At 40.0% G+C, this 24363-nt stretch carries 15 protein-coding genes and 1 other annotated feature; of the genes, 2 read left to right on the forward strand and 13 right to left on the reverse strand.

All coding sequences use genetic code 11. The features are described 5' to 3' along the window. Nucleotides 1-5 precede the first annotated feature (5 nt). Nucleotides 6-1640, reverse strand: a complete 1635-nt coding sequence (locus NXG62_RS11085) for a tryptophanase (RefSeq protein WP_427112471.1) — start codon at nucleotides 1638-1640, stop codon at nucleotides 6-8. Between the two features lie 389 nt (nucleotides 1641-2029). Beyond that, nucleotides 2030-2218, reverse strand: a complete 189-nt coding sequence (locus NXG62_RS11090) for a hypothetical protein (protein ID WP_427112472.1) — start codon at nucleotides 2216-2218, stop codon at nucleotides 2030-2032. Between the two features lie 876 nt (nucleotides 2219-3094). Between NXG62_RS11090 and NXG62_RS11095 the strand changes: the two genes are divergently transcribed. Continuing rightward, the gene (locus NXG62_RS11095; RefSeq protein WP_427112473.1) at nucleotides 3095-3316 is read left to right on the forward strand and encodes a hypothetical protein; all 222 of its coding nucleotides are present in this window, start codon (nucleotides 3095-3097) and stop codon (nucleotides 3314-3316) included. 633 nt (nucleotides 3317-3949) lie between these two features. Here the strand turns inward: NXG62_RS11095 and NXG62_RS11100 are convergent. The 9 genes from NXG62_RS11100 to NXG62_RS11140 all read right to left on the reverse strand — a co-directional run bounded on the left by NXG62_RS11100 (nucleotide 3950) and on the right by NXG62_RS11140 (nucleotide 18924). Next, a complete protein-coding gene (locus tag NXG62_RS11100) occupies nucleotides 3950-5260 on the reverse strand; it encodes an MFS transporter (protein ID WP_427112474.1) in 1311 nt (436 codons plus the stop codon). A 105-nt stretch (nucleotides 5261-5365) separates the two neighbouring features. Continuing rightward, nucleotides 5366-5593: a binding site (T-box leader), on the reverse strand. 1079 nt (nucleotides 5594-6672) lie between these two features. Then, nucleotides 6673-7227 carry a hypothetical protein gene (locus NXG62_RS11105; protein ID WP_427112476.1) on the reverse strand — a complete coding sequence of 185 codons (555 nt, stop codon included), beginning with the start codon at nucleotides 7225-7227 and terminating at the stop codon, nucleotides 6673-6675. Between the two features lie 171 nt (nucleotides 7228-7398). After that, nucleotides 7399-8286: a radical SAM protein gene (locus tag NXG62_RS11110; protein WP_427112477.1), complete on the reverse strand. Its 888-nt coding sequence runs from the start codon at nucleotides 8284-8286 to the stop codon at nucleotides 7399-7401. A gap of 103 nt (nucleotides 8287-8389) precedes the next feature. Beyond that, a complete protein-coding gene (gene gltB / locus NXG62_RS11115) occupies nucleotides 8390-12958 on the reverse strand; it encodes a glutamate synthase large subunit (protein WP_427112478.1) in 4569 nt (1522 codons plus the stop codon). Nucleotides 12959-13231: 273 nt separating this feature from the next. Further along, complete coding sequence (locus NXG62_RS11120) at nucleotides 13232-13933, reverse strand: uracil-DNA glycosylase (protein WP_427112480.1); 702 nt, start codon at nucleotides 13931-13933, stop codon at nucleotides 13232-13234. Between the two features lie 8 nt (nucleotides 13934-13941). Then, nucleotides 13942-15540, reverse strand: coding sequence for an ArnT family glycosyltransferase (locus NXG62_RS11125; protein ID WP_427112481.1), 1599 nt, complete (start codon nucleotides 15538-15540; stop codon nucleotides 13942-13944). 8 nt (nucleotides 15541-15548) lie between these two features. Then, the gene (locus NXG62_RS11130) at nucleotides 15549-17096 is read right to left on the reverse strand and encodes an ArnT family glycosyltransferase (RefSeq protein ID WP_427112482.1); all 1548 of its coding nucleotides are present in this window, start codon (nucleotides 17094-17096) and stop codon (nucleotides 15549-15551) included. Then, nucleotides 17096-17689 carry a DedA family protein gene (locus tag NXG62_RS11135; protein WP_427112483.1) on the reverse strand — a complete coding sequence of 198 codons (594 nt, stop codon included), beginning with the start codon at nucleotides 17687-17689 and terminating at the stop codon, nucleotides 17096-17098. The genes NXG62_RS11130 and NXG62_RS11135 overlap by 1 nt, the downstream gene beginning before the upstream one ends. 125 nt (nucleotides 17690-17814) lie before the next feature. Beyond that, nucleotides 17815-18924, reverse strand: a complete 1110-nt coding sequence (locus NXG62_RS11140) for an acyltransferase family protein (RefSeq protein ID WP_427112484.1) — start codon at nucleotides 18922-18924, stop codon at nucleotides 17815-17817. A gap of 244 nt (nucleotides 18925-19168) precedes the next feature. Here NXG62_RS11140 and NXG62_RS11145 point away from each other — a divergent pair, with 244 nt between their 5' ends. Then, on the forward strand, nucleotides 19169-19879 hold the full coding sequence (locus NXG62_RS11145; RefSeq protein WP_427112485.1) for an MgtC/SapB family protein: 711 nt from the start codon (nucleotides 19169-19171) through the stop codon (nucleotides 19877-19879). Between the two features lie 79 nt (nucleotides 19880-19958). On the opposite strand, the gene NXG62_RS11150 is transcribed toward NXG62_RS11145, so the two are convergent. Beyond that, entirely contained in the window at nucleotides 19959-21146 is a 1188-nt protein-coding gene (locus NXG62_RS11150; protein WP_427112486.1) for a M20 metallopeptidase family protein, read from the reverse strand. 115 nt (nucleotides 21147-21261) lie between these two features. Next, the gene (locus NXG62_RS11155) at nucleotides 21262-24360 is read right to left on the reverse strand and encodes an efflux RND transporter permease subunit (protein ID WP_427112488.1); all 3099 of its coding nucleotides are present in this window, start codon (nucleotides 24358-24360) and stop codon (nucleotides 21262-21264) included. Nucleotides 24361-24363: the final 3 nt, after the last annotated feature.

The following is a 24363-nucleotide window of genomic DNA, read 5'->3' on the forward strand; positions in this document are numbered from 1 at the left end:
TTATATTATTTTTTATTAACGTTTTTATACGGTTCAAGAAAAGCATGAAAGTGACGCATCGGCAGAGTATGGCCCATAGTGATACGCATGTTTGGGATGGTTTCGCGATCCTTGTAGAGTTCGCTTACCGCTTCGATGACATAGTCCAAATGTTCCTGGTTCAGTTGGTCACGGTTAATCGCAAAGCGTACAACGTTGATCATTTCTTTTTGCTGTTCCGGTGTTTTCAGATCGTATTCCATGCTGTAATCACCTAATTCAGAAACGCGGATGCCATAACGACGGATCAATTCCAGGCTGAAGCCTTCACCGGCGAAAGTTTCATGGCCGCGCTTGTAGTCGAAGAACTTATCCATATTCAGATAAACACCATGGCCGCCGGCGGGAAGAACAACAGGAAGACCGGCTTTGTAGAAGCCCTGTGCTAAGTATTCGCACTGGGACACACGTTCACTTAGATAATCGAAACGACCAGCTTCATATAACCCTGTTGTCAAGGCCATAATATCACGGCCGCTCATACCGCCATACGAATCATTGCCATACGAGGAAATCTGTTTTACCTTAAGGAGAATACCAATATCAGTTTTGATGTTACCACTTTCATCAAAGTCACTGAATTTTTTCCAGAAGTAGCCTTTATCACGGAAAGCGAGTACGCCACCCATGTTCGCGTGACCATCTTTTTTTAAGCTTGCTGTAAAGCCATCGCAATAGGAGAACATTTCCTTTGCGATTTCAAAGATGGATTTATCGGCATAGCCTGTTTCATTCATCTTAATAAAATAACAGTTTTCAGCCCAGCGTGCTGCATCAAGCATGAATGGAATTTTGTATTTGTGAGCAATGGAACTGGAAGTGCGGAGGTTATCCATGGAAACCGGTTGCCCGCATACGGTGTTGTTTGTAATGGTTGTATACACCATGGGAACATTTTCCGGACCGATGTCTTCAATCAGCTTCTGGAGTTTTTCCGTATCCATGTTGCCTTTAAAGGGGTTCTTTGTATATTTACCGTCATCAGGTACTTCCCATAAGAGGTCTCTGTCAAAGCAGTTCCGTGGTGTAGACCCCATTTGTTTGATATTGCCTTCCGTGGTGTCAAAATGACCATTGGAAGGAATCGTAAAATTTTTACCTGGATAACGTTTATTTAAAATTTTACTGATAACGCTGAAAAGTAAGGATTCAGCGCAACGGCCTTGTGGAACGAGAAAGGTATTCGGACGTTCCATTTGGGCAGCACCTCCGTTGAAAAGGGTGCCTTCATATTCGCAAAGGTACATTTCGTCCATCATTTTTTCAACATTTTCACAGCCGGTTCGTATTAGATCGACAATTCGTTTTTGATTATCGCCTCGTTCGAAAACATCACGCATTGCATCGAGCAGGACATAATAGCCTTTGTTGCGGCCATAAGATTCATCGCCAAGGAACATAGCACTCCATTGTAAGTCGGTCATGGATGTTGTGCCGGAGTCAGACAACATATCAACGGTCAACATACCTGCAGGAAATGCAAATTCGTTGTAATGGGTGGACTTTAATGCGCGCTCACGCTGTTCCATCGTTACATTAGGAAGGTTACGTTTGACATAACACATCGACTTCGGGGTTTTTGTTTTGAGCGGATATTTCATAGTTATTACCTCCATTAAAAAATAATTTATTATATAACACCCCGGTCATCCACATACGACTAGCGGACAGCGTTATAAGCAGTTTTCTTTGCCTTTTGATATCAACATGTTTGTTTACGATTCAATTATATCACCTTGACATAATGTCGGCTAAGTGAAAAAAATTATGATATAGTTATAACTTTTTTGCATATTATATTTGCTTTTTTGAAAACAATGAACTGAAAAAGTGAATAATGTTTTGTCCTTTTTAGTTAATCTTAAACCCTATAATAAAAAGAAAAGGTTAAAACGACGAATTGTCAAGTTAAGTACCATACTGGTATGTGTCAAGAAGTTCTCGGTAAGTATTGACCTAGATAATAGCTAGTCTCATCGATTTCGCTTTTTTACAAAAATGCAGGCGTTGAGAAACTTTTAGCTAACTTTCCTATAGCACTGCTGGACGGGCCAGTATTGCGAATGCGTCCGTGATGAACCCCTACATGCGTCTGAAAGAGAATCTTCCGCATGACTCGTCTCATCGTTCCACGGAAGGTCCGGCTCACCGGAGCAGTAAAACCTCTTGCCCATCCCATAAACGTCTGATTTCGTATGGCCGTAATTCCCTTGTTTCTTCATCCGGTAACTGTATATCCGATGGTTACTCTCACAGGAACCGATGCCACTTGCAGACACAGGGATCGTTTGTAATTTCAGCGGTGCGAACGAAATCCAGTTCCGCGCCACATACTACCGTAGTTTCTGTACATGCACGATATCCCCTGGCGTTTCCCCTTGTGATTCCGCCGTATTCAGTAATACCTGCAGCGGTTCCTATCGGTACTAGTACTTTGCGTATCTCGTCCTGTAAGGTTGGTTCTGTGAAATGTAACCGCTCTTTCAGTAAAGATGCCCCTTTCATTAGACAAAAAGTCTAATGAAAAGGGGCATAGTTGAACAATTTAGGAATTGACATGTATTTTACAGACCGTATTGCTTTTGGTAGCGGGGAAGCAATGAAAATTCCAATGGATTACTCAGACAATTTTACCCCAGGAAGACCCATCTTTTTCTAGTAGACGAAAAGGAAGTCATACACAATTTATTTCTGATTAATTTAAGGCCATGAAAATATTTAGGCTAGAAATTTGCTATTGAAGTCTTTTTACACGAACTGTAGCACTTTACTTGACAATTCGCTATATAAAATACAATGATAAGAGCTTCCGATGGTACCATTTTTTAATATATTTATGGCAATTATTTGGTACAATCGTTTTTATAAGTCAATATAGATGGCATGGGTAAGCCAATTGTCTTGAGTTTTCGTAATGAAAGGGCGTTGGTTTAAATCCAATAAGTGGCTCCAGTAAAAGGGGCTGTAACAGAATGAAGTTTTTTTCTTCATTTTGTTACAGCCCCTTTGTAGTTAAAAGAACTGGTTAGACCAGGAATAGAAAGGATAATGAATTATGTCCCATTATTATATAGAAAAAGTGTTTAAATTAGAAGAGGATTGCATTAAATACGATGAATGCCTTGGAAACAAAGCTTTTACGTTGCGTTCTCTCGTCAAAGATGTATCTGTCCCCGTTGCCATTCCCACACAGACCAAATTAAGAATTACCGCCAGAAGGAAATCTTGTTATCATTGGTTCTATGATGCTCCTATCTATGCATTTCTTCGTAAATGACGTTATCTATACCCGGTATGCGGACATTCTTTCTATGCCCTTACACGGTTGGTTCACCCCTGCTAACGTTATCGTCAGTATCAACAATTAGCTATCATCCAAGAATGTGCCCTCGCAAAGAAAGTTTTACTGACATCACAAACCGATTTCATCTTTCTGTTACCACCGTCATTCGCTAGTTCGACCATATTTCCTACTTATCCTATCGCTGGATGAATTCGAAGGAAACATATAGGGGCAGACAGGATCTCTGTCGCAGATCCTGCCTAAAAGAAAGTATTCGATATTTTTACTCAACGCGATACACAGAAACTGATCCCATACGCTGCTACCTGTCCTTATGCGATGTGCAAAAAAGTGAATTATGTGGTCATGGATGGTCTCCACCTTATTTCGTTCCGTAGTACATCAGATATTCCTCCATACGGCTATTATCTGCGACAAATATCATATTGTCCGACAGGATAATATGGGGCAGGGGAATGATCGGAAACACATTCAAAAGTAATCTGACCATCACCGTATTTATTTTGAACAAGACAAGATCATCTTAAGCAGAGACGCTGTATCGACAGTATTTAAAATACAGCGTCGGATGTTTTGTGATGAAGAATGCCGTAGAGAACACTGTGCTTATTCAGCAACGTCTTCACTGACTAGCGGATTTCCTGGTTTGACAAAAATCCAAGCTACAATAGCTATAATTCCAAATAAAGAAGTTGCAGCAAATGCTTGGTTCCATCCATAGTTGGTAACTAAAAACGCCGTAACGATGGGTGCTAGAACACCGCCTATATTACCCCAAAAGTTCATCCAGCCTGAAACCGAACCTGTATATTTGCCGCCAAGGGATATAACAGTAGACCAACCGGCACTAAAAGTTAAACCTAAGGATCCGAGAGAAACAGACATCCAAATAATATTCATGATAGGATTTGCCGTATGAGATGCGATATATAGACCGAATGAGCAAATTACTACACCGATAATAGCAGTAATAGTACGCATGGTATATTGACGGCTGCTGTTTGCGCTTTTTGCAAACTTGTCGGAAATATAACCGGCCAGAAAAACAACAGCCATTAATGCAATCCAAGGAAAAGATGCCCAAATCCCCATTTTTGCTAAAGAGAAACCTTGTGTTTCTGTGAGATATAAAGGAAGCCAGGCCAAAAATACATACATAATATAATCGATGACACAAAATTGGAGGCCTACAGCCCAAAATTGAGAAGACCGTAGAAATTTTCCCCATGGAGCCATTGTTTTTTTGTTATCTGTATTAGAAAGGCAGCCGTCATTGATATAAATTGCTTCTTCCTTGTTAACAAAAGGACTGTCGGCAGGATTGTCTTTTGCAAAATGAAACCAAATCCAAGCAAGAAGAGCTCCTACTAAGCCAAAAAGGACAAAGACAATATGCCAGCCGAAGGCTGCCATGAGAGTAACCGTTACAGCCGGACCAACAACAGGACCAAAGAATGTACCTAATAAAATAGAAGAACTAGCGGAACCTTTTTCTTTGGAATTAAACCACTTGAAGGTTGCTGAACCCAGTGACGGAAATACCGGACCCTCGCCAATTCCAAACATGAAACGGATAACTGCGAAACTGAATTTACCTTTGGAAAGTGCTGTTAGCACGGTAAAAACAGACCACCATAAAATTGCCAACGCACCTGTGCGGCGAAACCCGAGTTTTTCGGCAAGTATGCCTCCCGGGACCTGCATAAGTGCATATCCGGCAAAGAAACATGTTTGGATAAATCCCATATTAATTTTTGTAAAGCCAAATTCCTGCATAATAACAGGAGTGGCAACAGATAAATTAACGCGGTCCATATAAGCGACAAAACTGATCAGAAAAATAAGAAATGCTATTTTCCAGCGGAAGTTTGTCATCGTCGATGTTTTTGACGTGATATTTTCCATGATGTTTTCCATGATAAAATCCCCCTTGATATACTTACAGAACAATAATAACGATACTTTCCGCAATGGTCCGTAAAGTATAAGAATGCCCCTGTTGTCTTCCTGATGAGAGAAGACAACAGGGGCGAAATAACTATTCGCGGTACCACCCTGACATTATACTCGATGCCGTATCGGCTTTCATTAACGCTGAATCACGTTTACACCTCATGTTTTTCTAGAATAACAAGTCGGTGCAAAAGCTCCGGAGCGAAGTCAAATAATTTTATTCCTGCCGAATTTCAGCAGATATCGGCTCTCTGGTAAGGAAGAAAAAATTATTTTTTACTCTTTCATGGCTAACTATAGCGCATATTTGAAATGAGAATATATGCGAATTTGTTGGAAAATATTGAGTACATTATCCACGGATATAAAGCTTTTGTCAAGAGAAATATTATAAAATTTTAATTTTATTTTAACTTAAACGTTAAACGAAAAACGTTTAACGTTTTATGATGAACCGCGTATTTATCAGATATTTTTACTTTTTCAAAAAATAAAAAAATAAATTTTATTGCAGGTAGTATTATTTTTGGGTAAAACGATAAACGTAATATTTTCTTTTTAGATAAAATAATAAAATAATAAATATTCTCAAATAAAAATAATATATGCGGTTCTTGACAGATGAAAAAGTCATGGTATAATTATCACTAATGCTATACAGCGTGGATTGGGAAAGGTAAGGGAAATGTGAAAATTACAGAGAACTTGTTACATGGTGTGAGATAAAATGGAACATGCCGTGGAAATCTCCCGGAAGCTGCCAGCTGAATACCAAGGTTAGTAGATATGGCCGAGTGACAGTCGTTATCCTGGCAGGCATTAAACAAAGTTGTATTTTGGGATGATGTCAATAAGATGGCTGGATTTTCGGCAACAAGAGTGGTCGCAGAGTGCGTATGCTTTGTCTCTTACTAGAGAGATAAAGCGTATTTTTGTATTTAGATAATTTAAGCGGCGGATGATTGTCCGGTACGTTTTTGTTGAATATTTTTGCAGTTACAGTAAATTTTAAGACAATTGGAATTTCGTTTCCTTGTGCTGCAGGAGAGTTGCGGAAAGGTGTTTGGGGGTAGTTCATATAAGTGACATACGCAAAAGTGGATGTTTTTATTTTTGTATATATGATCAGTATGAGAAAATATTAAGTTAAGTTACACGTTTAACTTTAAAAAGTTTCTTGACAAGTTTTATTAAAAAAATTATAATAAGCTTCAATATTTCTTAATTGTATATCATTAACTGTTGCTTCCTTCCCAGTACAGCAATTAGTTAATCATATAATAATGAGGCTGATGCTCCGATTGATAGTATCCGGGGTATCAGCCTCATTCTACTATTATGCTGCTGACTGGCATATATACCGACTCATGCGGGTATTACAAAGCGGTTGCCGCGTGTTTTATATCCGTGGGGATACGCTTGTAAGGAAGTTCTTTAAGCAGCTGGTCCATGGCATTGCGGAGGATTGTCGGAGGTTGGTTAAGGACAGATGCTTCATCACGGCTAAAGTTTCTGGTACTATATATGGTGAGCGTATCTTTTTGGCGATCGTAAGCGTATATTGCTAAATGATAATTATATTCCGCAATCATTTCATCTTGTGCAAACAGATAATATTGTTGCCAGGACCAATGTTTCACTATGGGAACCAAAAGGAGGTCGGCATTGTATTTTTGGGTCAGCTGGCGCAAACTTGTGGTGGAGATATTTTCAGGCGGTAAGATCACATTCGTTTCCAACTGTTCGTAATAAGGCAGCCGGAAGAGTTCTTTGAGGCGTAGGATCATGTATCGGGAAACATCTTCTTGAGGTGACGTTTGGACAAGTATAACAGTACGCATAGAATCAAACATGGGAGGACTGCTCTCCTGAGCCAATGCAGAACCGGTCCATAGGAAGAGGCACAGAATGCAAAGTATAAGTTTTTTCATGATTTTCACCTTCAGATAAAATTTACATATAGCATCTTCTATTGATTGGAAAAATGTTTCGTATATCTGCATAAATATTAATTATAAAACAGCGGTAAATTATGAATTATTTTACTGCTTCATGCATTTTCGGGGGAATCCCATAATATAGTTGTTATAAATAATACCTAATTAAAAATTTCCGGTATCATTTAGCAGTGGAATAGTATCATCGGCTTGAGTGAGTAGTGGTTTTATTTGAAGCAGCATTTTTTCTTTATCCATTGGCAATGTGCCGCCTACGGGATACAGGTTAGAAACATGATTGCTTCTGAAAATGCAAGGATTTTTCATGTGGGTGTTAGCTAGGATAGTATATAATTCTTGAAGAAATCCGTGTTCGGTCAAAGGAGTAAAAGTACCGCGTATTACTTCCTGATATAAAGAAACTTGTGGTGGGATAATCAGTGATAAAGCGCTGAGCATAGTGGGGTTTATAGCAGACACTACGTTTGCTGTATGGAGAGCATGCTGCTCTGTCCAGGCTTGTCCGCCAAGGCCCAATAGAATCATGGTGGAAAGTTTCATACCTGCATCCATAGCCTTTCGGCCGGCACGAATTGTTATTGCGGCAGTTGTTCCTTTACATACTTGCTGCAACACTTCGTCATCACCGCTCTCTATGCCCATATACAGAATGTGTAGCCCTGCTTCATGCAGACGCTGCAACTCCAGTGGGGTTTTGCGATCCAGGTCAGACGGCGTGGCATAGGCGCCAATGCGTGTAAGTGAAGGAAAAGCAGTGTAACATTTTTTAATAATTTGCAATAATTGATCAGTTGGCAGAATGAGGGCATCTCCATCGGCAAGAAAAAGCCGGCGTATACAAGGGTAGGCAGCGGCTCCCCTTGTAATAACTTCATCAATTTCCTGCATTGTTCGTATACGGAAACGGGAGTTTTTATACATAGGGCAAAAAGTGCATGTATTATGAGAACAACCGATAGTTACTCTTAAAATAAAGCTTTTAGCTTCACTGGGAGGACGAAATACCAAGCCCTCTGCGTCATCGATAAGCATACAATCATCCTTTCTAATTTTATGATATGATTCTATTATATCATAACTACAAAGCAGACCCGCTGAACAAAATATATTTTTCAGCGGGTCTGTTGTGAAATATTTATCTTGCATGTTTTTGAGTAAAGGCAATCATCTGGGCTTCTTCTGAGGTATGACCATCCGCTTCGGCTTGGACAATAAGTCCTAATATTTCTTCATAGGCTGCGGGAATGACTTTTGTGATACGTCCTACTGTTTCTGTCCAATTATCTAAGAGGCGTCCGCCAAGATCACTTCCTGTATAAGTTACATGGTTTTCCAGCATATGGTGAACCAGATGCTGCTCTGTTTCATCGGTTAAATCTTTGAGCAGTACTAAGTCGTGGTTACATAGGGATGGTTCCAAGTCCAGGACATAAGCAATGCCGCCGGACATTCCTGCCGCAAAATTTTGACCGGTTTTGCCGAGAATAAGTACGCAGCCTCCTGTCATGTATTCACAGCCGTGATTTCCAATACCTTCGACAACAGCAGAAATGCCACTATTGCGGACGCAGAACCGTTCTCCGGCAATACCGTTGATGTATGCCTCTCCATTTGTTGCACCATAGAAAGCTACATTGCCGATGATGATATTGTCTTCAGCAAGGAATTCAGCTTCCCGCGGCGGATAAACGATAATTTTTCCACCGGAAAGGCCTTTTCCTAGATAATCATTGGCATCACCTTCCAATTCCAGTGTCAAACCTTTAGGGATAAAAGCTCCAAAGCTTTGACCGGCAGAACCAACAAAAGATAGTTTTATGGTATCTTCTGCAAGCCCCGCTTCCCCGTAACGGCGGGAAATTTCACTTCCTAACAAGGTTCCAGTGACACGGTCTGTGTTTTTGATACGCAAACGTGAACGGATATGTTTTTGCTGAGCCAGCGCAGGGCGGCACATACGAACAAGTTTACTCATGTCTAGTGTGTTATCTATGTTGTGATCTTGTGGTTTGGTAAAATGATGGCCTACACTGCTATCGGTATAGGGACGAAATAAAAGATTTTCTAAACTGATAGTAGCAGCTTTCCAATTTGCTATATTTTCTTTTTGTTTTAAACGATCGTATCGTCCCACCATATCACCAATAGTATGAAAGCCGAGTCGAGCCATAATTTCTCGGAGATCCTGGGCAATAAATCGCATGAAATTAATAATATATTCGGGTTTTCCTTTGAATTTTTTGCGCAGTTTTTCATTCTGTGTGCAGACTCCGTAGGGACATGTATTCATATGGCAGACACGAAGCATATGACAGCCAATGGCAATGAGCGGAGCGGTACCAAAACCAAATAATTCAGCACCAAATAAAGCGGCAATAGCTACATCACGGCCAGTAAGTAATTTACCGTCCACTTCCAACATAACGCGGTCACGCAGCTGATTAAGAAGTAATGTTTGTTGCACTTCTGAAAGACCTAATTCCCAAGGAAGTCCGGTGTGACGTAAACTGGTACGTGGAGAAGCGCCTGTTCCTCCGTCATAACCGCTGACGAGAATCGCATCTGCTTTGGCCTTGACTACACCTGCAGCAATAGTTCCGATACCTGCTCCAGACGTTAGTTTTACACTGATGCGAGCCAAACGGTTAGCATTTTTTAAGTCGAAAATCAACTCTGCTAAATCTTCGATAGAGTAGATATCATGATGAGGCGGTGGAGAAATCAGGGATACCCCGGTTGTAGCATGACGAGTTTTGGCAATATCAGGGTATACTTTATTTCCCGGTAGGTGACCACCTTCTCCAGGTTTTGCTCCTTGTGCGCATTTGATTTGCAATTCCCGGGCATGAACCAAATAATTGCTGGTGACGCCAAAACGTGCAGAAGCAACTTGCTTGATTTGATCATTCGTGTTATCTCCATTTGGCCGCCGTTCAAATCGAGAGGGATCTTCGCCGCCTTCACCCGTATTACTCATACCGCCGAGACGATTCATAGCAATGGCAATACATTCATGGGCTTCTTTACTGAGAGCGCCATAACTCATGGCACCGGTACGGAAGCGTTTTACTATAGTATCTACTGATTCTACTTCTTCAATAGGGATACTGCAACCCGTAGGATAGTCAAATTCAAGAAGGTCACGCAGGCGGAACATGGCTGCATCATTTACTTTATGAGAATATTCTTTATAAAGTCCGTAATCGTTGGTCTGACATGCTTTTTGCAAAAGTTGGACAGTTTCCGGATCAATGATATGCGGCTGTCCACCTTTATGATACATATAAAAGTCGCCGGTTGGAAGAGTATTGGTGTTTTCCTCGTATGCATTAGCATGACGGATTTCATTTTCTTTAGCGATTTCCGCAATTCCGATTCCTTCGATGCGAGAAGGAGTATTCACAAAGTATTTATTGATAAGATCCTTTTTGATTCCCACAGCCTCAAATATCTGTGCACCGTGGTAGCTGTGAATCGTAGAAATACCCATTTTAGACATAACGGCAAGAATACCATTGACAGCAGCTCTGATATAATTGTTCTTAGCTGTCGAATAGTCCATCTTTGGTAATTTCTTTTTTTGCATTAATTCTTTAATTGTTTCTAGTGCTAAATATGGATTAATGGCAGTTATACCATATCCGATAAGGGCGCAAAAATGATGGACTTCACGCGGTTCACCGGATTCTAATATAAGACCTACGTCGGAGCGTACCGTTTTTTTAATAAGGTAATTGTGCAGTGCAGCAGAGGCTAGAAGAGCGGGAATAGCCGCCATACGGGAATTGACGCCGCGATCTGATAAAATTAAGATGTTGGCTCCGTTTTTAATGGCCTTTAATGCATCAATGCACAAGGATTCAATGGCTGTTTCCATTGCTTCGGGCCCGCCGTTGACAGGATAAAGCATAGAAATAGTGGCTGAACGAAGTTTGGGTGTAAGGAGAGATTTAATAATCGACATTTGTTCATTTGTTAAAATGGGTTGTTTCATAAACAGCGCGGCAGTTCCAGATTCATTGGGATCCATGATATTAGCAACATTTCCACACATGACGATGGGTGATGTAACCGTATTTTCACGTACCCCGTCAATAGGCGGATTAGTTACTTGCGCAAAATTTTCTTTAAAATAGTCATATAAAAGCTGTGGTTGTTCGGACAACACGGCTAATGGGACGTCTACGCCCATAGAATCAATAGCATGTTTTCCGTCGCGGGCCATAGGCAAGATAATTTTGTCCATATCTTCTTGTGTATATCCGAATACTTTTTCCTGTTCCTTAATATCATAGGGGATTAAATTATCGTTGTCGGCCATGTCACGGTCTTCCATCAGTTTATCCAAATCGACGATATGATCCTTATACCATTCCCCATATGGATGTTCTGAAGCAATTTGATGTTTGATTTCATCATCGTCAATAATACGTTTTTGATGAGTATCAACCAGCAACATTTTTCCGGGTTCCAAGCGCCCTTTATAAAGAATATTGCGTTGATCAATATTGACAGTTCCTACTTCAGAACTTACAATGACCCGATCGTCCTTTGTTACATAATAACGAGTGGGGCGAAGACCATTTCGGTCGAGCATACCACCAATAACGACACCATCGCAAAAAGCGATAGCTGCGGGTCCATCCCATGGTTCCATCATAAAATTATGATAACGATAAAAATCTCGTTTTTCCTGACTCATAAGAGAATCTTTTTCCCAAGGTTCAGGAATCATCATCATCATAGCGTGTGGCAAAGAATGTCCGGTCATATACAGATATTCCAAGCAATTATCAAACATGGCAGAGTCACTGCCACTGTCATCAACAACAGGGAACACTTTTTCTAAGTCTGGAAAAAGCGGAGATTGTGATTTGCTTTCGCGGGCATTAAGCCAGTTGATATTACCTTGGATGGTGTTGATTTCACCATTATGAACAATATAACGATTCGGATGAGCCCGGGCCCAGCTGGGGAAGGTATTAGTACTAAAACGTGAATGGACAAGAGCCATGGCTGTAGTAAAGTCTAAATCAGATAAGTCCAGATAAAAATGACGCAATTGCAAGGAGGTAAGCATTCCTTTATATACAATAGTCCGGGAGGATAAACTGGCAATATAAAAATCAGTTCCCATTGACTGGCTTTCCGGAATAATCTCTTTTTCTGCTAATTTGCGGATAACGTATAATTTTCGTTCAAAATCCATTTGTGTTTGTATTTCTGGGCTTTTTTTGATAAATACTTGTAAAAAGCGAGGTCGAACATTTTTTGCAATATTTCCGATTAAGCTTTCGTCAATAGGAACTTCACGCCAGCCCAGAATAGATTGTCCTTCGGAACGAACAATTTTTTCGAATGCGGCAATTTGTTTTTTTCGGAAATTCTCATATCGATGTGCAAAAATCATTCCCACACCATATTCGCCTTCGGCGGGCAAGGAAAATCCTAGGACTTCGCATTCACGACAAAAAAATTGATGCGGAATCTGCACCAAAATACCAGCACCATCACCACTTTTTGCGTCGGCACCTTCGGCACCGCGGTGTTTTAGATTCTCTAAGATGGACAGTGCATCATCAATGATATCATATGTTTTTTCTCCTTTAATATTAACGACAAAACCGATGCCGCAGGCATCATGTTCATAGGAGGGATCATAAAGCCCTTGCGGGGCTGGTAAATCGCGCATTTTTTTATACATGGAATCCGTACCTCCTTTTGATGGTAAAAAAATAGCCGGACGCGGGGCAGCATTACGGCTGACGGTCGTCCGACCATGGTATTCCCCTTCTTTGGAAAAAATAATTTTATTATTTAAACGTAGTACTGATTATAAGCAATTATTGCTATAAATGCAAGCGTTTTTAGGGAAATAATATTGTATACATTCATTTTTTAATAAAACAACAAACAAAATAGATTATTTTTAGATTTTTATCATTAAAAGCTAAAAATGTAATTAAATACATGCATTTTAATCATGCCTATTTTGTCCTATCCATTCAGTAAATTGCTGACGGAATTTACCAGCACCGCCATTTGCGGGATGGCGCATTAAAGAAACATCAAAACCCGCTTGTTTAAGAGTAGTAAACGCTTTTTTACCGATAGTGCCAATGGTGATATTTGGCGGACACATATGCAGTAATTGATGTGTATACCTTAACCCGTCCATTAATTCTTCTTCCGTTGGCGTACGGTTTGTAAAAGACGAGTTTTTATGGGGGTGGAAAGGAAATATATTCCATAGAAGCACCTCTTCAGGAGACAGGTCATTATCAATAATAGAACCCCAGATATAAGTATCTGTCGGTTCATTCATTCCATCACGGTGCTGTGGAAGACTTGTCATAAGCGGGCAGTCGGGATGACTTGTACGGCGTCCTGTATGGCCTAATATCATTGTACTGGTGATTTGCTTATGCTTGTTTAAGAGCATTCGTTCACAAGTAAGAGCAATCCCTGTGAAACGGCAACCTTGATAACCGGCAGCTTCAGCAATAAAAAGATATTTAGCGCGATTTATGCGGCGCATTATATATTCTTCCAGTTGACAGCTGCGAATATGCGGGGCATCGGAGCTGATGTCACATGTATCATCATAAGAAGACCAAGGATTGAACACTTGATCATGTTTATATTTTTTCAGGTTTTCCATAAAGGTAGAAAGTAACATGATAACTCCTAGAGATTCATATATAAACGATAGTTTCCAAATTGACCGATAAAGCGTGTTTGGTCAAAGAAAATAGAATGTTCGTATTCTGTATAAAACTTTTCAGGGACTAAAATGGATATAGATTCTTTGTGTTGTAAAGATTGGAGCAGTGCATACGGATCTTCTTGTTTATATAAATGTTTTTTTGACCAGACATTACTGCGATGCAATGCGGCATTTTGATCTGTTCCCGGATTTTCAACAAAAGTGGTAGGAATACCGCTGTAATAAACAAAAGATGTTCGAAATTCTCCATAAAAAAATAATTTTCCTTTAATGTGATCAGTAGCTGCAAGCGCATTATCAGCAGAACGATAAGAATAAAAAGAAGTCAATCCCTGCTGCATGATAATACCATAAATAATGATAGTACTTATCGTGATCAAAGCCGGTATTGCCGGATAAGCCCGTTGCCATTGTGAAAATACTACCATAAGTATACTTAAAAGAATACTTATGTAAAGCCCCCACCAACTGCCCCAAGAAACGAAAAAAGAAGCTGTAAGCAGGAGAAGCCAGTAGAAAATGGCCGGACCTGTAAGAATAGTCCATAATTTGCGGGAATCTTTATTATATATATCCTGAATTTCCAGTGTACCCAATAAAATAAGCGGTATATTTGCAATATAAGAATATGTAGGATATTTAGTAGCCATACAGGAGTAAAAAAGGAGCGTTCCCAACGTCCATACGGTCATAAAAACATATTCATCAGAAAAACTTCGCCTTTTCCACAAAGCATATAGGCAGGGACCGGTCCACGGTAATAGACTCACAGGAATGAGAACCAGATAATAATACCATACATTCATTTGTGGATGTTCGGATACTGTGGCGCGAACGACATTATTAAGACCAAGGAAGCCATCAATAAAAGCTTGACCATGTAAGCTGTACATAATTCCATACCAAGGCAGAGCCAATATGAAAAATATAATAATTCCCCAGGGATTAAAAATTCTTTTGCCATATACAGCATTATGACGCAGTACTGCAAAAATAAGAAGGAATAGGCCAGGCAGAACAATACCTACGGGGCCTTTTGTGAGAACAGCACCCGCTGCCATGGCATACGCAGCAATCATGTAACGTGATCTTCCCTCGGTTAAGCCGATGTAAGAGAAAAACATGGTTCCGGCAGTAAAGAAAAACAGTATCTGATCTGTAATAATAGCGTGGCTGATAGCCCATACTTCCAGAGAGGTAGCAGTCATAGCAGCAGTTAATACCGTTAATACCCTATTCTGGGTACGGCGCATCACATACCAGGATGTAATAACAACAGAGGCCATTCCAAATATGGCCCCCGGAAGACGTGAAGCAAAATCGGTGAATCCACAAACGGTATAGGCTAAACTGAGCAGCCAATAGATGGCAATTGGTTTATCATACCAATAAATTCCATAAATTTGGGGAGAAATCCAGTTGCCCGACATAACCATTTCTTTGGCTGTTAATGCATAGTTTGATTCAACCGGATCGGTGACCGGCAAGGCGGAATTTCCTGAGAGAAAAAATGCCAGACTGATGACAGCCAGGCATATAAATAGATAACGTCTTTGCATGAAACCTCCTAAGGATGGTTAATTACAAGAATTTGTGTTGATGTTTCGGCAAGTACAGGATACTGTTGTAACGTCGGATATCGTAAGCATAGCTGTCTATAATAAGACTTAGTCATCAAATAGTATGTTTTGTCAGGATGAGCAAAATCTTCTGCTTTGGCATGATTCCATTCGGTTCCGTATATGTTGCTGTAAAAAGCCATTCCGGGACGGACGAATTTGTCTATATATATAGTAGAAAATCCATCGTATATTTCTACTGTCTTTTGTGCCATGGGACGTATTGTAATATATTCTTCCAAAGAGGGCAATACGATTCCGAAGGCGCTGATGACGAATAGCAGCATAGTAACTACGACAGCTCCTATCCCTGCCTGCCATTTTCTTTTATATAACAAGATAGCAGGAACGATAGTTAATACGGCAAAAAATGAAGAACCCCATAGTATAGCTGGTTTAAAAAATTCGGCATCCTGATGCAGTGGAAGTGCATTGCAGGATATAAATAAGATGCAGAAAAAAATCATAGTTCCTATCCATAGTTTGGGGAGATGATTTTCAATTCGGGTGCGGTATATATACCAACCGATAATATATGCTGTTGGTGGAAACATAGGAGCAATATAGGTAACAAGCTGGGTTTTAGAAATAGAGAAAAATATAAAAATAAAAGATGCCCAGATAAGGCAAAAAGATAAAATATCTTTGAATGGATCCTGTTTTTTTATACATCTGGCAACGGCTGGTATGATAGCACCGCTCCACGGCATCATGGCTATTAATAAAATCGGGAAAAAGAAAAAGTAATTATTTTGCCCGGGATGTTCCGGAGCAGTAAAACGTGCAATGTTGTGATAACCGATAAAAGTATCCAGAAAAGCTTCACCGTGAACATGGTACATCAGTATGTACCATGGTAATCCAATCAAAAACGCGATACAAATTCCCTGTGGAATTTTCATGGTTTTCAAGAGAGACCAATGGCGGCAAAAGATAATATAGCAGAGCATGATTAAAGCTGGAAATCCATAACCGATAGGTCCCTTTGCCAATAAAGCGAATCCACAGAAGGCATAAGCCAAATAATATTTTTCTTGATAAAAAGATAGCATAGCAACGGTCAAGGTAAAAAGCAGTGTCATATCCGTAATGGAAGCTTTGCCAATATAAATAAATCCTAGACTGGTTAAAAGTACCAGAGAAGAAGTAAACGCGATTTGTTTATTAAAAATATTTTTCCCTTGAATATACACATAACCTACGGTAATCATTCCTACAAGTGCACTTGGCAGCCGAGATGTATAATCGGAAATTCCCAATATACTATAGGATATCATTTCCAACCAATAAAAAAGAGGTGGTTTATCATACCAAAAATTTCCGAAAATACGAGGAGAAAGCCAATCACCAGCAAGCAACATTTCTTTTGCAGTCTCACCGTATACGGGCTCATCAGGATCAATTAAAGGCGACATTCCTAGGAAAGAGAGCAGTAATAGTGCTGACAAAAAAAATAAAAAAAGACCATATTTGTTTTCTTTAATCCAAGATTTCATTAGGACTGCCTCCGATGCCGATAATGCTTCCAAAGTAATCCTATGGCAATCAACGCGCATATAATGACCATTGCGATAAGCAGTTCGTGATTATATTGAATTAAATCACGCCAATGGCTACCCAAAACGGAACCGGCCCAAACAAGCAGGAAAGTCCAAGGAATGGTTCCGATAACGGTATATACTACAAATTTTATAAAAGGATACCGGGCGACTCCGGCGGGAAATGAAATGAATGTTCGTACTCCCGGAAGACATCGGCAAATCAATACTGCTATTCCGCCATAAGTATTGAACATTTTTTCCGCCATAATAAATTTATGTTCATTAAAAAATATATATTTGCCGTATTTTAAAAGGAGCGGACGGCCGCCGTATGCACCGAGCCAATAACTTAAAACAGAACCGGTGATACCAGCGAGACAGGCAATAAAAAAGGTAGTCCAGAACTCAAAAATATTTTGTGAAATAAGAAAACCTGCGAAACCAAGTACTACTTCACTGGGAATGGGAATATTCGCATTTTCGGCAACCATGCAAAGAAACATAGCAATATAGCCATACGATTCCATCATTTCCAATAATACATCCATTCGATTCACTCCTGTTCAAAAAATAATTCATACTGAACAAATTTAACAAATACTATCATAGCACATTTAAGACATTAGATAAAATAAAATAACTATGTGCGTTATACGTATATAGCAAGCGATGATCACTGAAAATAATGCTTTGTGTTAAAACAGCGAAGATGTATCAATACATATTTTGCCAACATATACGCATATACTAAGACTAGGCTGCAAAGAAAAATAAATTTCAGATAGTTGGGAAGTGTAAGCGGACGGATAAACCACGCCATATTTTGCAGCAATGTTTGGCTGAGAAAATAGACGGGATAAGAGAGAGAAGCGGCAGTAAGAGTAAGTTTATTATTCTGATTGCCCCAGGAAGCAAAAACGGCGATACATGCCAGCAGACCTGTCATTGATAAAATCGCTTCAATCGCAGGAAGAGTCTGAAAGAATAAAAATGGTAAAAATACCGCTGTTCTGGGATAAAAACATAAAACATAAAACAGTGTAGCTATTGAAAAGGGAATTAGCCAATGCAAAGATGGGATATATCCTTGTACTGTAAACCAGCGGTGTTTGAAGGCATATATTCCTAATAAAAAATATAATCCGCAATCGGCTAAATGGATAGGCTGGAAGTTTAGTATGTAGGCTATGTGAATCCAGTGATTTCCAAAAAAATAATGTGAAGTGTAGGCGGCGGCGATGTCAATGGAAATAATCAGTATCACGATAGCCGGAGATAGAGCGGCAGCGGTATTTCGTTGAAGAATGTGCGGACGAAGCTTTTTGGCGGCCATAAGAAGTATGAAAAATAACAGCAGAAGACTTAGAAACCAAAAGGGACCTTGCTGAAAATATTCCTGCCAAAAGTGTACGGTATAAAAGGTGATAAAATTCATATTCGGAGTAGTCTGCAGTGCCGCCAGGTAGGCTAGTTCAGGAGCTAGAAAAAGACAGCCAAAAAGCCAAGGCAAGCCGATACGGTGCCACTTTTCTTTGAAAAATGGTTTAAAAAGCCGGATACGTAACGAAGAGGCACCAAAATAACCACTGATAAAAAATAAGACGGGAAGAATAAGGGATTCTGCCCAAAGTGCAAACATATCAAAACCTATGCTGCGTTCACTTTCTACAACATACACCTGGTTTGGTAAAAAAATCATAAAACCAGATGCTGCATTATACAATAAAGCCAATATAATCATAACGGAACGTAAATTATCTAAATAAAAAATTCGTTTTCCCATAGGTACAGTTCCTTTCTGTAATTTATTAATTTAGTTATAACATAAAATCGTTTAAATGTCTTATAGGAAAATCAATTGATATAAAAAGTATAAAATATAAACTTTACAACTCTATAAGCAATTCTTAAAAAAAGTAAAACGTTGCTGATTTTACGTAGGTTGCAGTTATTATACTGCTGGGCTATAATACAAATTATGAGATGCAGGATAAGGCTGTAAAAAGTTAGAAAGGGGGGAGACGGTGATGGTAACGACTATAGCAAGTATTGTTCGATTATGCATAGCCGTAATCCTGGGAGGCATCATTGGATATGAACGGCAGGCACAGAGTAAGTCTGCTGGATTGCGTACACATATTCTTGTTTGCCTGGGGTCTTGCTTGTGTATGATTATTTCTATTAATATTGCTATGGATATGTATTTTCAATATGGTATTACCAATTCAGATCCTGAACGTATTGCAGCACAGGTTATTACCGGTATTGGATTTTTAGGGGCCGGGACTATATTAGCGAATCAAAAGGAATGTAATGTCAAAGGACTGACGACAGCGGCAAGTATTTGGGCTGTTGCCGCTGTTGGTCTTGTTGTTGGAGCCGGGTATATTGTAACGGCTATGGCTGCGACTTTTTTGGTATTTATTGTATTAACTATTTTTGTCCGTGTTGATGATTTGGTGCGTCGCCGCAGGGAACGACAATATACATTTCATATTATTATGCGGAATACGGTGGGGCAGTCTCGGCGACTTGCTGATTTTTTTAAGAAAGAAGATATTCAAGTTAAGTCTTTTCAATCTATTGCGGCGGAAGAACAGCCTCGTGCAGAACTTATAGTAAGTGTATCGACCTTTCGCGATGTACATGAAAATAAAATTATTTTAGATTTATTGGCATTGAAAGGAATAGAAGAAGTTTATACAAAACCCAGCGGCGGCAAAGAAAAAGATATGTAAAATATAGAAATATCCTCCCAACATGTGGGAGGATATTTCTATAATAGATGATATAAATAGGGTTTGAGAGTGTAACGGGTTAATAGGATGTGAAATAATATATGATATTGATCATTGTAGTACACATGTATTTTAATGCGGCACTGTCCCATTGAAAATTTGATGAATGATGAAGTTCAACTGTCCCGCTGTTTACACCGACATAATAAAACGCACTGGGAACCGCAGCGCTGAAATAGGCAAAGTCTTCTGAGCCGGAACTTCTGTCCTGCGGAACTACTTGTATAAACGGAGTACATTTATCCTTTAAAATAGCAGCGACTTTGGTTGTTGTACGGGCATCGTTTACGCATACTGGCGCAAATGGTACAATTTGCAGTTCATAAGTGCCGCCGTAACAGGTTGTGACAGCATTCAGAATATATTTCATCTTTTCTAAAATAAGAGCTCGTTTGGACTCATTATAGGTGCGCAGTGTTCCTTTAAGTTCAGCAGTATCGGGGATAACATTGGGATTAAAACCGGATTGGAATTGTCCAAAGGAAAGTACGATACCATCACCGTCCTGCCGGCAATTATATACATAAGACTGTATTTGCTGGAGACTATCGGTGCCCATTTGAATAGGACTGATGCAATGAGATGGCTGGGAACCGTGGCCCCCTTTTCCGTGCAGTATAATTGTGAAATCATCGCAGGAGGCAGTAATGCCGCCGCTGCGGATACTTACTTTTCCTTGAGAAAGTCCACCGGCTACGTGGAGACCTATCGCATAATCCACGGCTGGTTTGTTTAATATACCGGCATCTATCATGCGAGCGGCTCCGCCGCATCCTTCTTCAGACGGCTGGAAAGCCAAACGGATTGTCCCGCGCAGGCAATCCCGATGTTGTGTAAGAATCTTAGCGACACCGAGAAGATTGGCTGCGTGGCCATCGTGACCACAGGCATGCATGACTCCTTTTTTTAAAGAAGCATAGGCAATGTCAGCCTTCTCCGTAAGAGGCAGAGCGTCGATATCGGCGCGTAAAAGAATAACCGGACCGGGGAGTTTTCCTCGGATAAGACCGGTAACTCCTGTGCCGGCTATAATTTTTGCATCTTCTATTCCCATGAGCGATAACTCTTGGAAAATCATTTTACTCGTAGTATATTCCTGATCACTCAATTCCGGGTTAGCATGGAAATATTCACGCATTTCCATCATATATGGCAGAACCTTGCGTACAGCTTCTTCAATATGGAATGTTGGTTTAAAACTATCCATGGATGTACCTCCTTAGTAAATCGCTGTTTTTATATAATTCTATATTGTTTTATGAATATCCTGCTGAAAATAATAAATAAGCAGTTTGTGCTTTTTATTATTGTGGAATAAAGAATCAACGATTAATGGAGTTTGTTTTTCTTAGCAGTGGCAGACGGAATTTATGATTTTCAAAGAATAAAAAGATAATAGGAATAATGAGCAGTGTAAATACCGTCGACGTTAAAAGCCCTCCGATGACAACCACGGCCATACTGGAGCGGGTTTCGGAACCTGCGGTCATGGAAAGCGCAGTTGGCAGCATACCGACGACCATTGTCAGTGTTGTCATGAAAATAGGTCGCAGCCGAACCCGTCCTGCCTCAATGATTGCCTGTCTTGCCGGCATGCCCCGTTCCATTAAGGTTAAGGTATAATCTAGCAGCAGTGTACCGTTTTTGGCAACCAGACCATCCATAACAAGTATGCCAATAAGAGAATAGAGATTCAAGGAGTTATTTGTCAAAAATAATAAAAACAGAGAACCGATGAGACCCAGTGGTAAGGAAAACATACGGATAAAAGGCGTTTTTACTGATTCATACAAGATAGCTAAAATCATATAAATCAAAATCAAAGACAAACCTAAAGCCATTGTTAAATCCTGAAACGTATCATGCATTTGATCGGCTTGACCGGTAAAACGATAAGAAACACCGGTCATATCTATAGAAGATAGGTGGACTTGTATATCTTTCATGGCTTCGCTCATCGGTCTATCTATCAGGCTGCCGCCTAAAGTAATGCTGCGTTCCTTGTCGGTCCGGTGGATTGTAACAGGACCTGTTTCTGCTTTGACATTGGCTACATCTGAGATGTAGATGATATGGCCAGCGGCGTTAAGCGGAATTTTTTCCAAGTCAGAAATGCGGAACCCGTCAGAGCCTTTTAAACGAACATAGATATCTGTATCATTATTGTCGTTTTTAATATCGTTGGCTAGTACACCAGCTTTTTTACCACTGATGGCATTGGAAAACGTATTTGTAAGGTCGTTGATAGAGGTACCATAATGTTTTAGCTTTTCCCGGTCAACGACAAGTCGGTATTCCGGCATACCTTCTTCATAGCTGCTGCTTACGTCGCGCACCCCGGAAATGTTATTTTTCATCATATCCATGACTGCATAGGAGGTATTGGTAAGCTGTTCATCATTTTTACCCCGCAACTCTAAGCGGAGATTTCCGCTGCCGCCGCCGAATCCTCCGGATACACCGGAGACAGAAGCTTGGTTTTCTTGAACCCGTACGTCTCCATCTAAAATATGTTTAGCAGCAAATTGTCGTATAGTATTTGTGATTTGCCAAATGGTACGGGAACGGTCTTGACGATTTTGAAGTGTAACTTGAATGCTGGATTCGTTTAAATTTTTTCCTCCGACCATAGAGGTATAGTATGTAACCTCGGGGATGGAAGATAAATATTTTTCCAATTCTTGTGTAACTTTATCGGTACGGTCTAAATTTGCATTTGTGGGCAGCTGAACAGAAATGCGAAAACCGGATTCATCTGTTTGAGGCATAAATTCTGAGCCGACTAATCCGGCAGGAATTAGTGCAACGGCTCCAAAAAAACATATTAATACAGGAATAAAAAGTTTTTTGCTGTTATCTAACGTCCATACCAGTAGGTGAGTATAATTATCGCGGGCCCATTTTTCTAGCGCATCCATTTTATGCCATATAGGCTTATCTGGTATTTTCAAACCTAAGCGGAAAAGACGCGAAGCCAGCATAGGCGTCAATGTAAAGGAAACAAATAAAGAAAATAACGTAGCAAAAACAATGGTCAAGCCAAACTGTTTAAAATACTGACCAACCATACCTGTCATAAAAGCAATCGGCATAAAAACGACAACATCACACAGGGTAATCGCAATTGCGGCCATACCGATTTCCATTCGGCCGTTGAGGGCGGCTTCTTTAGGTTTTTCTCCCTTCATGAGATGGCGGTGAATGTTTTCCAAAACGACTATAGAATCGTCTACTAATATACCGATACACAAGGCCATACCCATAAGAGACATCATGTTGAAAGTAAAATTTGCGATATACATGACGAAAAAAGTAGAAATAAGTGAAGTTGGAATGGCTATCATAACTGCAGCTGTTGAACGCCATCCGCGCAAGAAGAAAAATAATACGAGACCAGTAGTAATCAGACCTTCTATAAGAGTGTGGAGCGTATTATTTAAAGAATTGCGGACATAAGAAGCTGATTCGTTGGTAACCGTAAATGTATAATCCGGGTTATCCTGTCGCAGCGTCTCAATTTTTTTATTGACATTATCAACGGTAGAAACAACATTTGCGTCACTGTTTTTATAAACTACCATGACGACCGCGTCATCGCCGTTGACCCGGGCATAACGGGTTACCCGCTGGTCCTGCCGTCTGATGGATGCTACCGAACTCAGTGGAATTTTAGTCCCCTTGACGTTCGGAATTTGAATATGAGAAAGTTCCGATTCATCCATAAATTGTGCTTTTACACGAACATCAGTTGTTGTATCATTGGAATAAATTGAACCGGCTGGCATAAGAACATTTTCATTTTGCAGGGCATTGACGACTTCTGTCAACGTCATATCATAATGGACCAATTTATCTTTATCAATCTCAACGGCAATTTCTTTATCACGGCCGCCATTCAATTCGATTTCTGAGACGCCGTCAGCTTGCTGCAGGACATCTTGAAAATCATTTTCAGCTTTTGTATATATATCATCTAAAGAATGGTTGGACTGTACGGCAATAAACATGATAGGAGTGGCATTTATATCACGCTTTATGACAACGGGGTCGTCGATGTCGTCTGGAAGTTTACTGCGTATGGAATTAACTTTTTTTGTGGCATCAATAGCGGCATAGTCAGCATTTGCTGAAAAATCTAATTCTAACGTGATCCGAGCTTGACCATAAGATGCCACGGAAGTTATATGTTTCAAGTTAGATACAGAAGATAAGGCATCTTCAATCGGTTTTACAACTTGTTGTTCAATGGATTCGGCATTAGCGCCAGGATAATTGACAGATACCGTTACATAAGGCGTATTCAAAGCTGGCAGGAGTTCGACACCAATGCGGTAAAAACTGAAAAGCCCAAGTACGACAAAAAAAGCGACAACCATACAAATGCCTATTGGGCGATTGATAGAAAATTTAGTTAAATTCATATC

The sequence above is a fragment of the Megasphaera sueciensis genome, assembly GCF_050219315.1.
GTDB lineage: Bacteria > Bacillota > Negativicutes > Veillonellales > Megasphaeraceae > Megasphaera_A > Megasphaera_A sueciensis.

Excerpts from the sequence above, each read along its gene's own strand:
- NXG62_RS11155 (WP_427112488.1), bottom strand. The coding sequence starts at position 24,360 with ATGAATTTAACTAAATTTTCTATCAATCGCCCAATAGGCATTTGTATG.
- NXG62_RS11125 (WP_427112481.1), bottom strand. The coding sequence starts at position 15,540 with ATGCAAAGACGTTATCTATTTATATGCCTGGCTGTCATCAGTCTGGCA.
- NXG62_RS11150 (WP_427112486.1), bottom strand. The coding sequence starts at position 21,146 with ATGGATAGTTTTAAACCAACATTCCATATTGAAGAAGCTGTACGCAAG.
- NXG62_RS11140 (WP_427112484.1), bottom strand. The coding sequence starts at position 18,924 with ATGGGAAAACGAATTTTTTATTTAGATAATTTACGTTCCGTTATGATT.
- NXG62_RS11100 (WP_427112474.1), bottom strand. The coding sequence starts at position 5,260 with ATGGAAAACATCATGGAAAATATCACGTCAAAAACATCGACGATGACA.
- NXG62_RS11135 (WP_427112483.1), bottom strand. The coding sequence starts at position 17,689 with ATGGATGTATTATTGGAAATGATGGAATCGTATGGCTATATTGCTATG.
- NXG62_RS11130 (WP_427112482.1), bottom strand. The coding sequence starts at position 17,096 with ATGAAATCTTGGATTAAAGAAAACAAATATGGTCTTTTTTTATTTTTT.
- gltB (WP_427112478.1), bottom strand. The coding sequence starts at position 12,958 with ATGTATAAAAAAATGCGCGATTTACCAGCCCCGCAAGGGCTTTATGAT.
- NXG62_RS11095 (WP_427112473.1), top strand. The coding sequence starts at position 3,095 with ATGTCCCATTATTATATAGAAAAAGTGTTTAAATTAGAAGAGGATTGC.
- NXG62_RS11145 (WP_427112485.1), top strand. The coding sequence starts at position 19,169 with ATGGTAACGACTATAGCAAGTATTGTTCGATTATGCATAGCCGTAATC.
- NXG62_RS11110 (WP_427112477.1), bottom strand. The coding sequence starts at position 8,286 with ATGCTTATCGATGACGCAGAGGGCTTGGTATTTCGTCCTCCCAGTGAA.
- NXG62_RS11120 (WP_427112480.1), bottom strand. The coding sequence starts at position 13,933 with ATGTTACTTTCTACCTTTATGGAAAACCTGAAAAAATATAAACATGAT.
- NXG62_RS11090 (WP_427112472.1), bottom strand. The coding sequence starts at position 2,218 with ATGGGATGGGCAAGAGGTTTTACTGCTCCGGTGAGCCGGACCTTCCGT.
- NXG62_RS11105 (WP_427112476.1), bottom strand. The coding sequence starts at position 7,227 with ATGAAAAAACTTATACTTTGCATTCTGTGCCTCTTCCTATGGACCGGT.
- NXG62_RS11085 (WP_427112471.1), bottom strand. The coding sequence starts at position 1,640 with ATGAAATATCCGCTCAAAACAAAAACCCCGAAGTCGATGTGTTATGTC.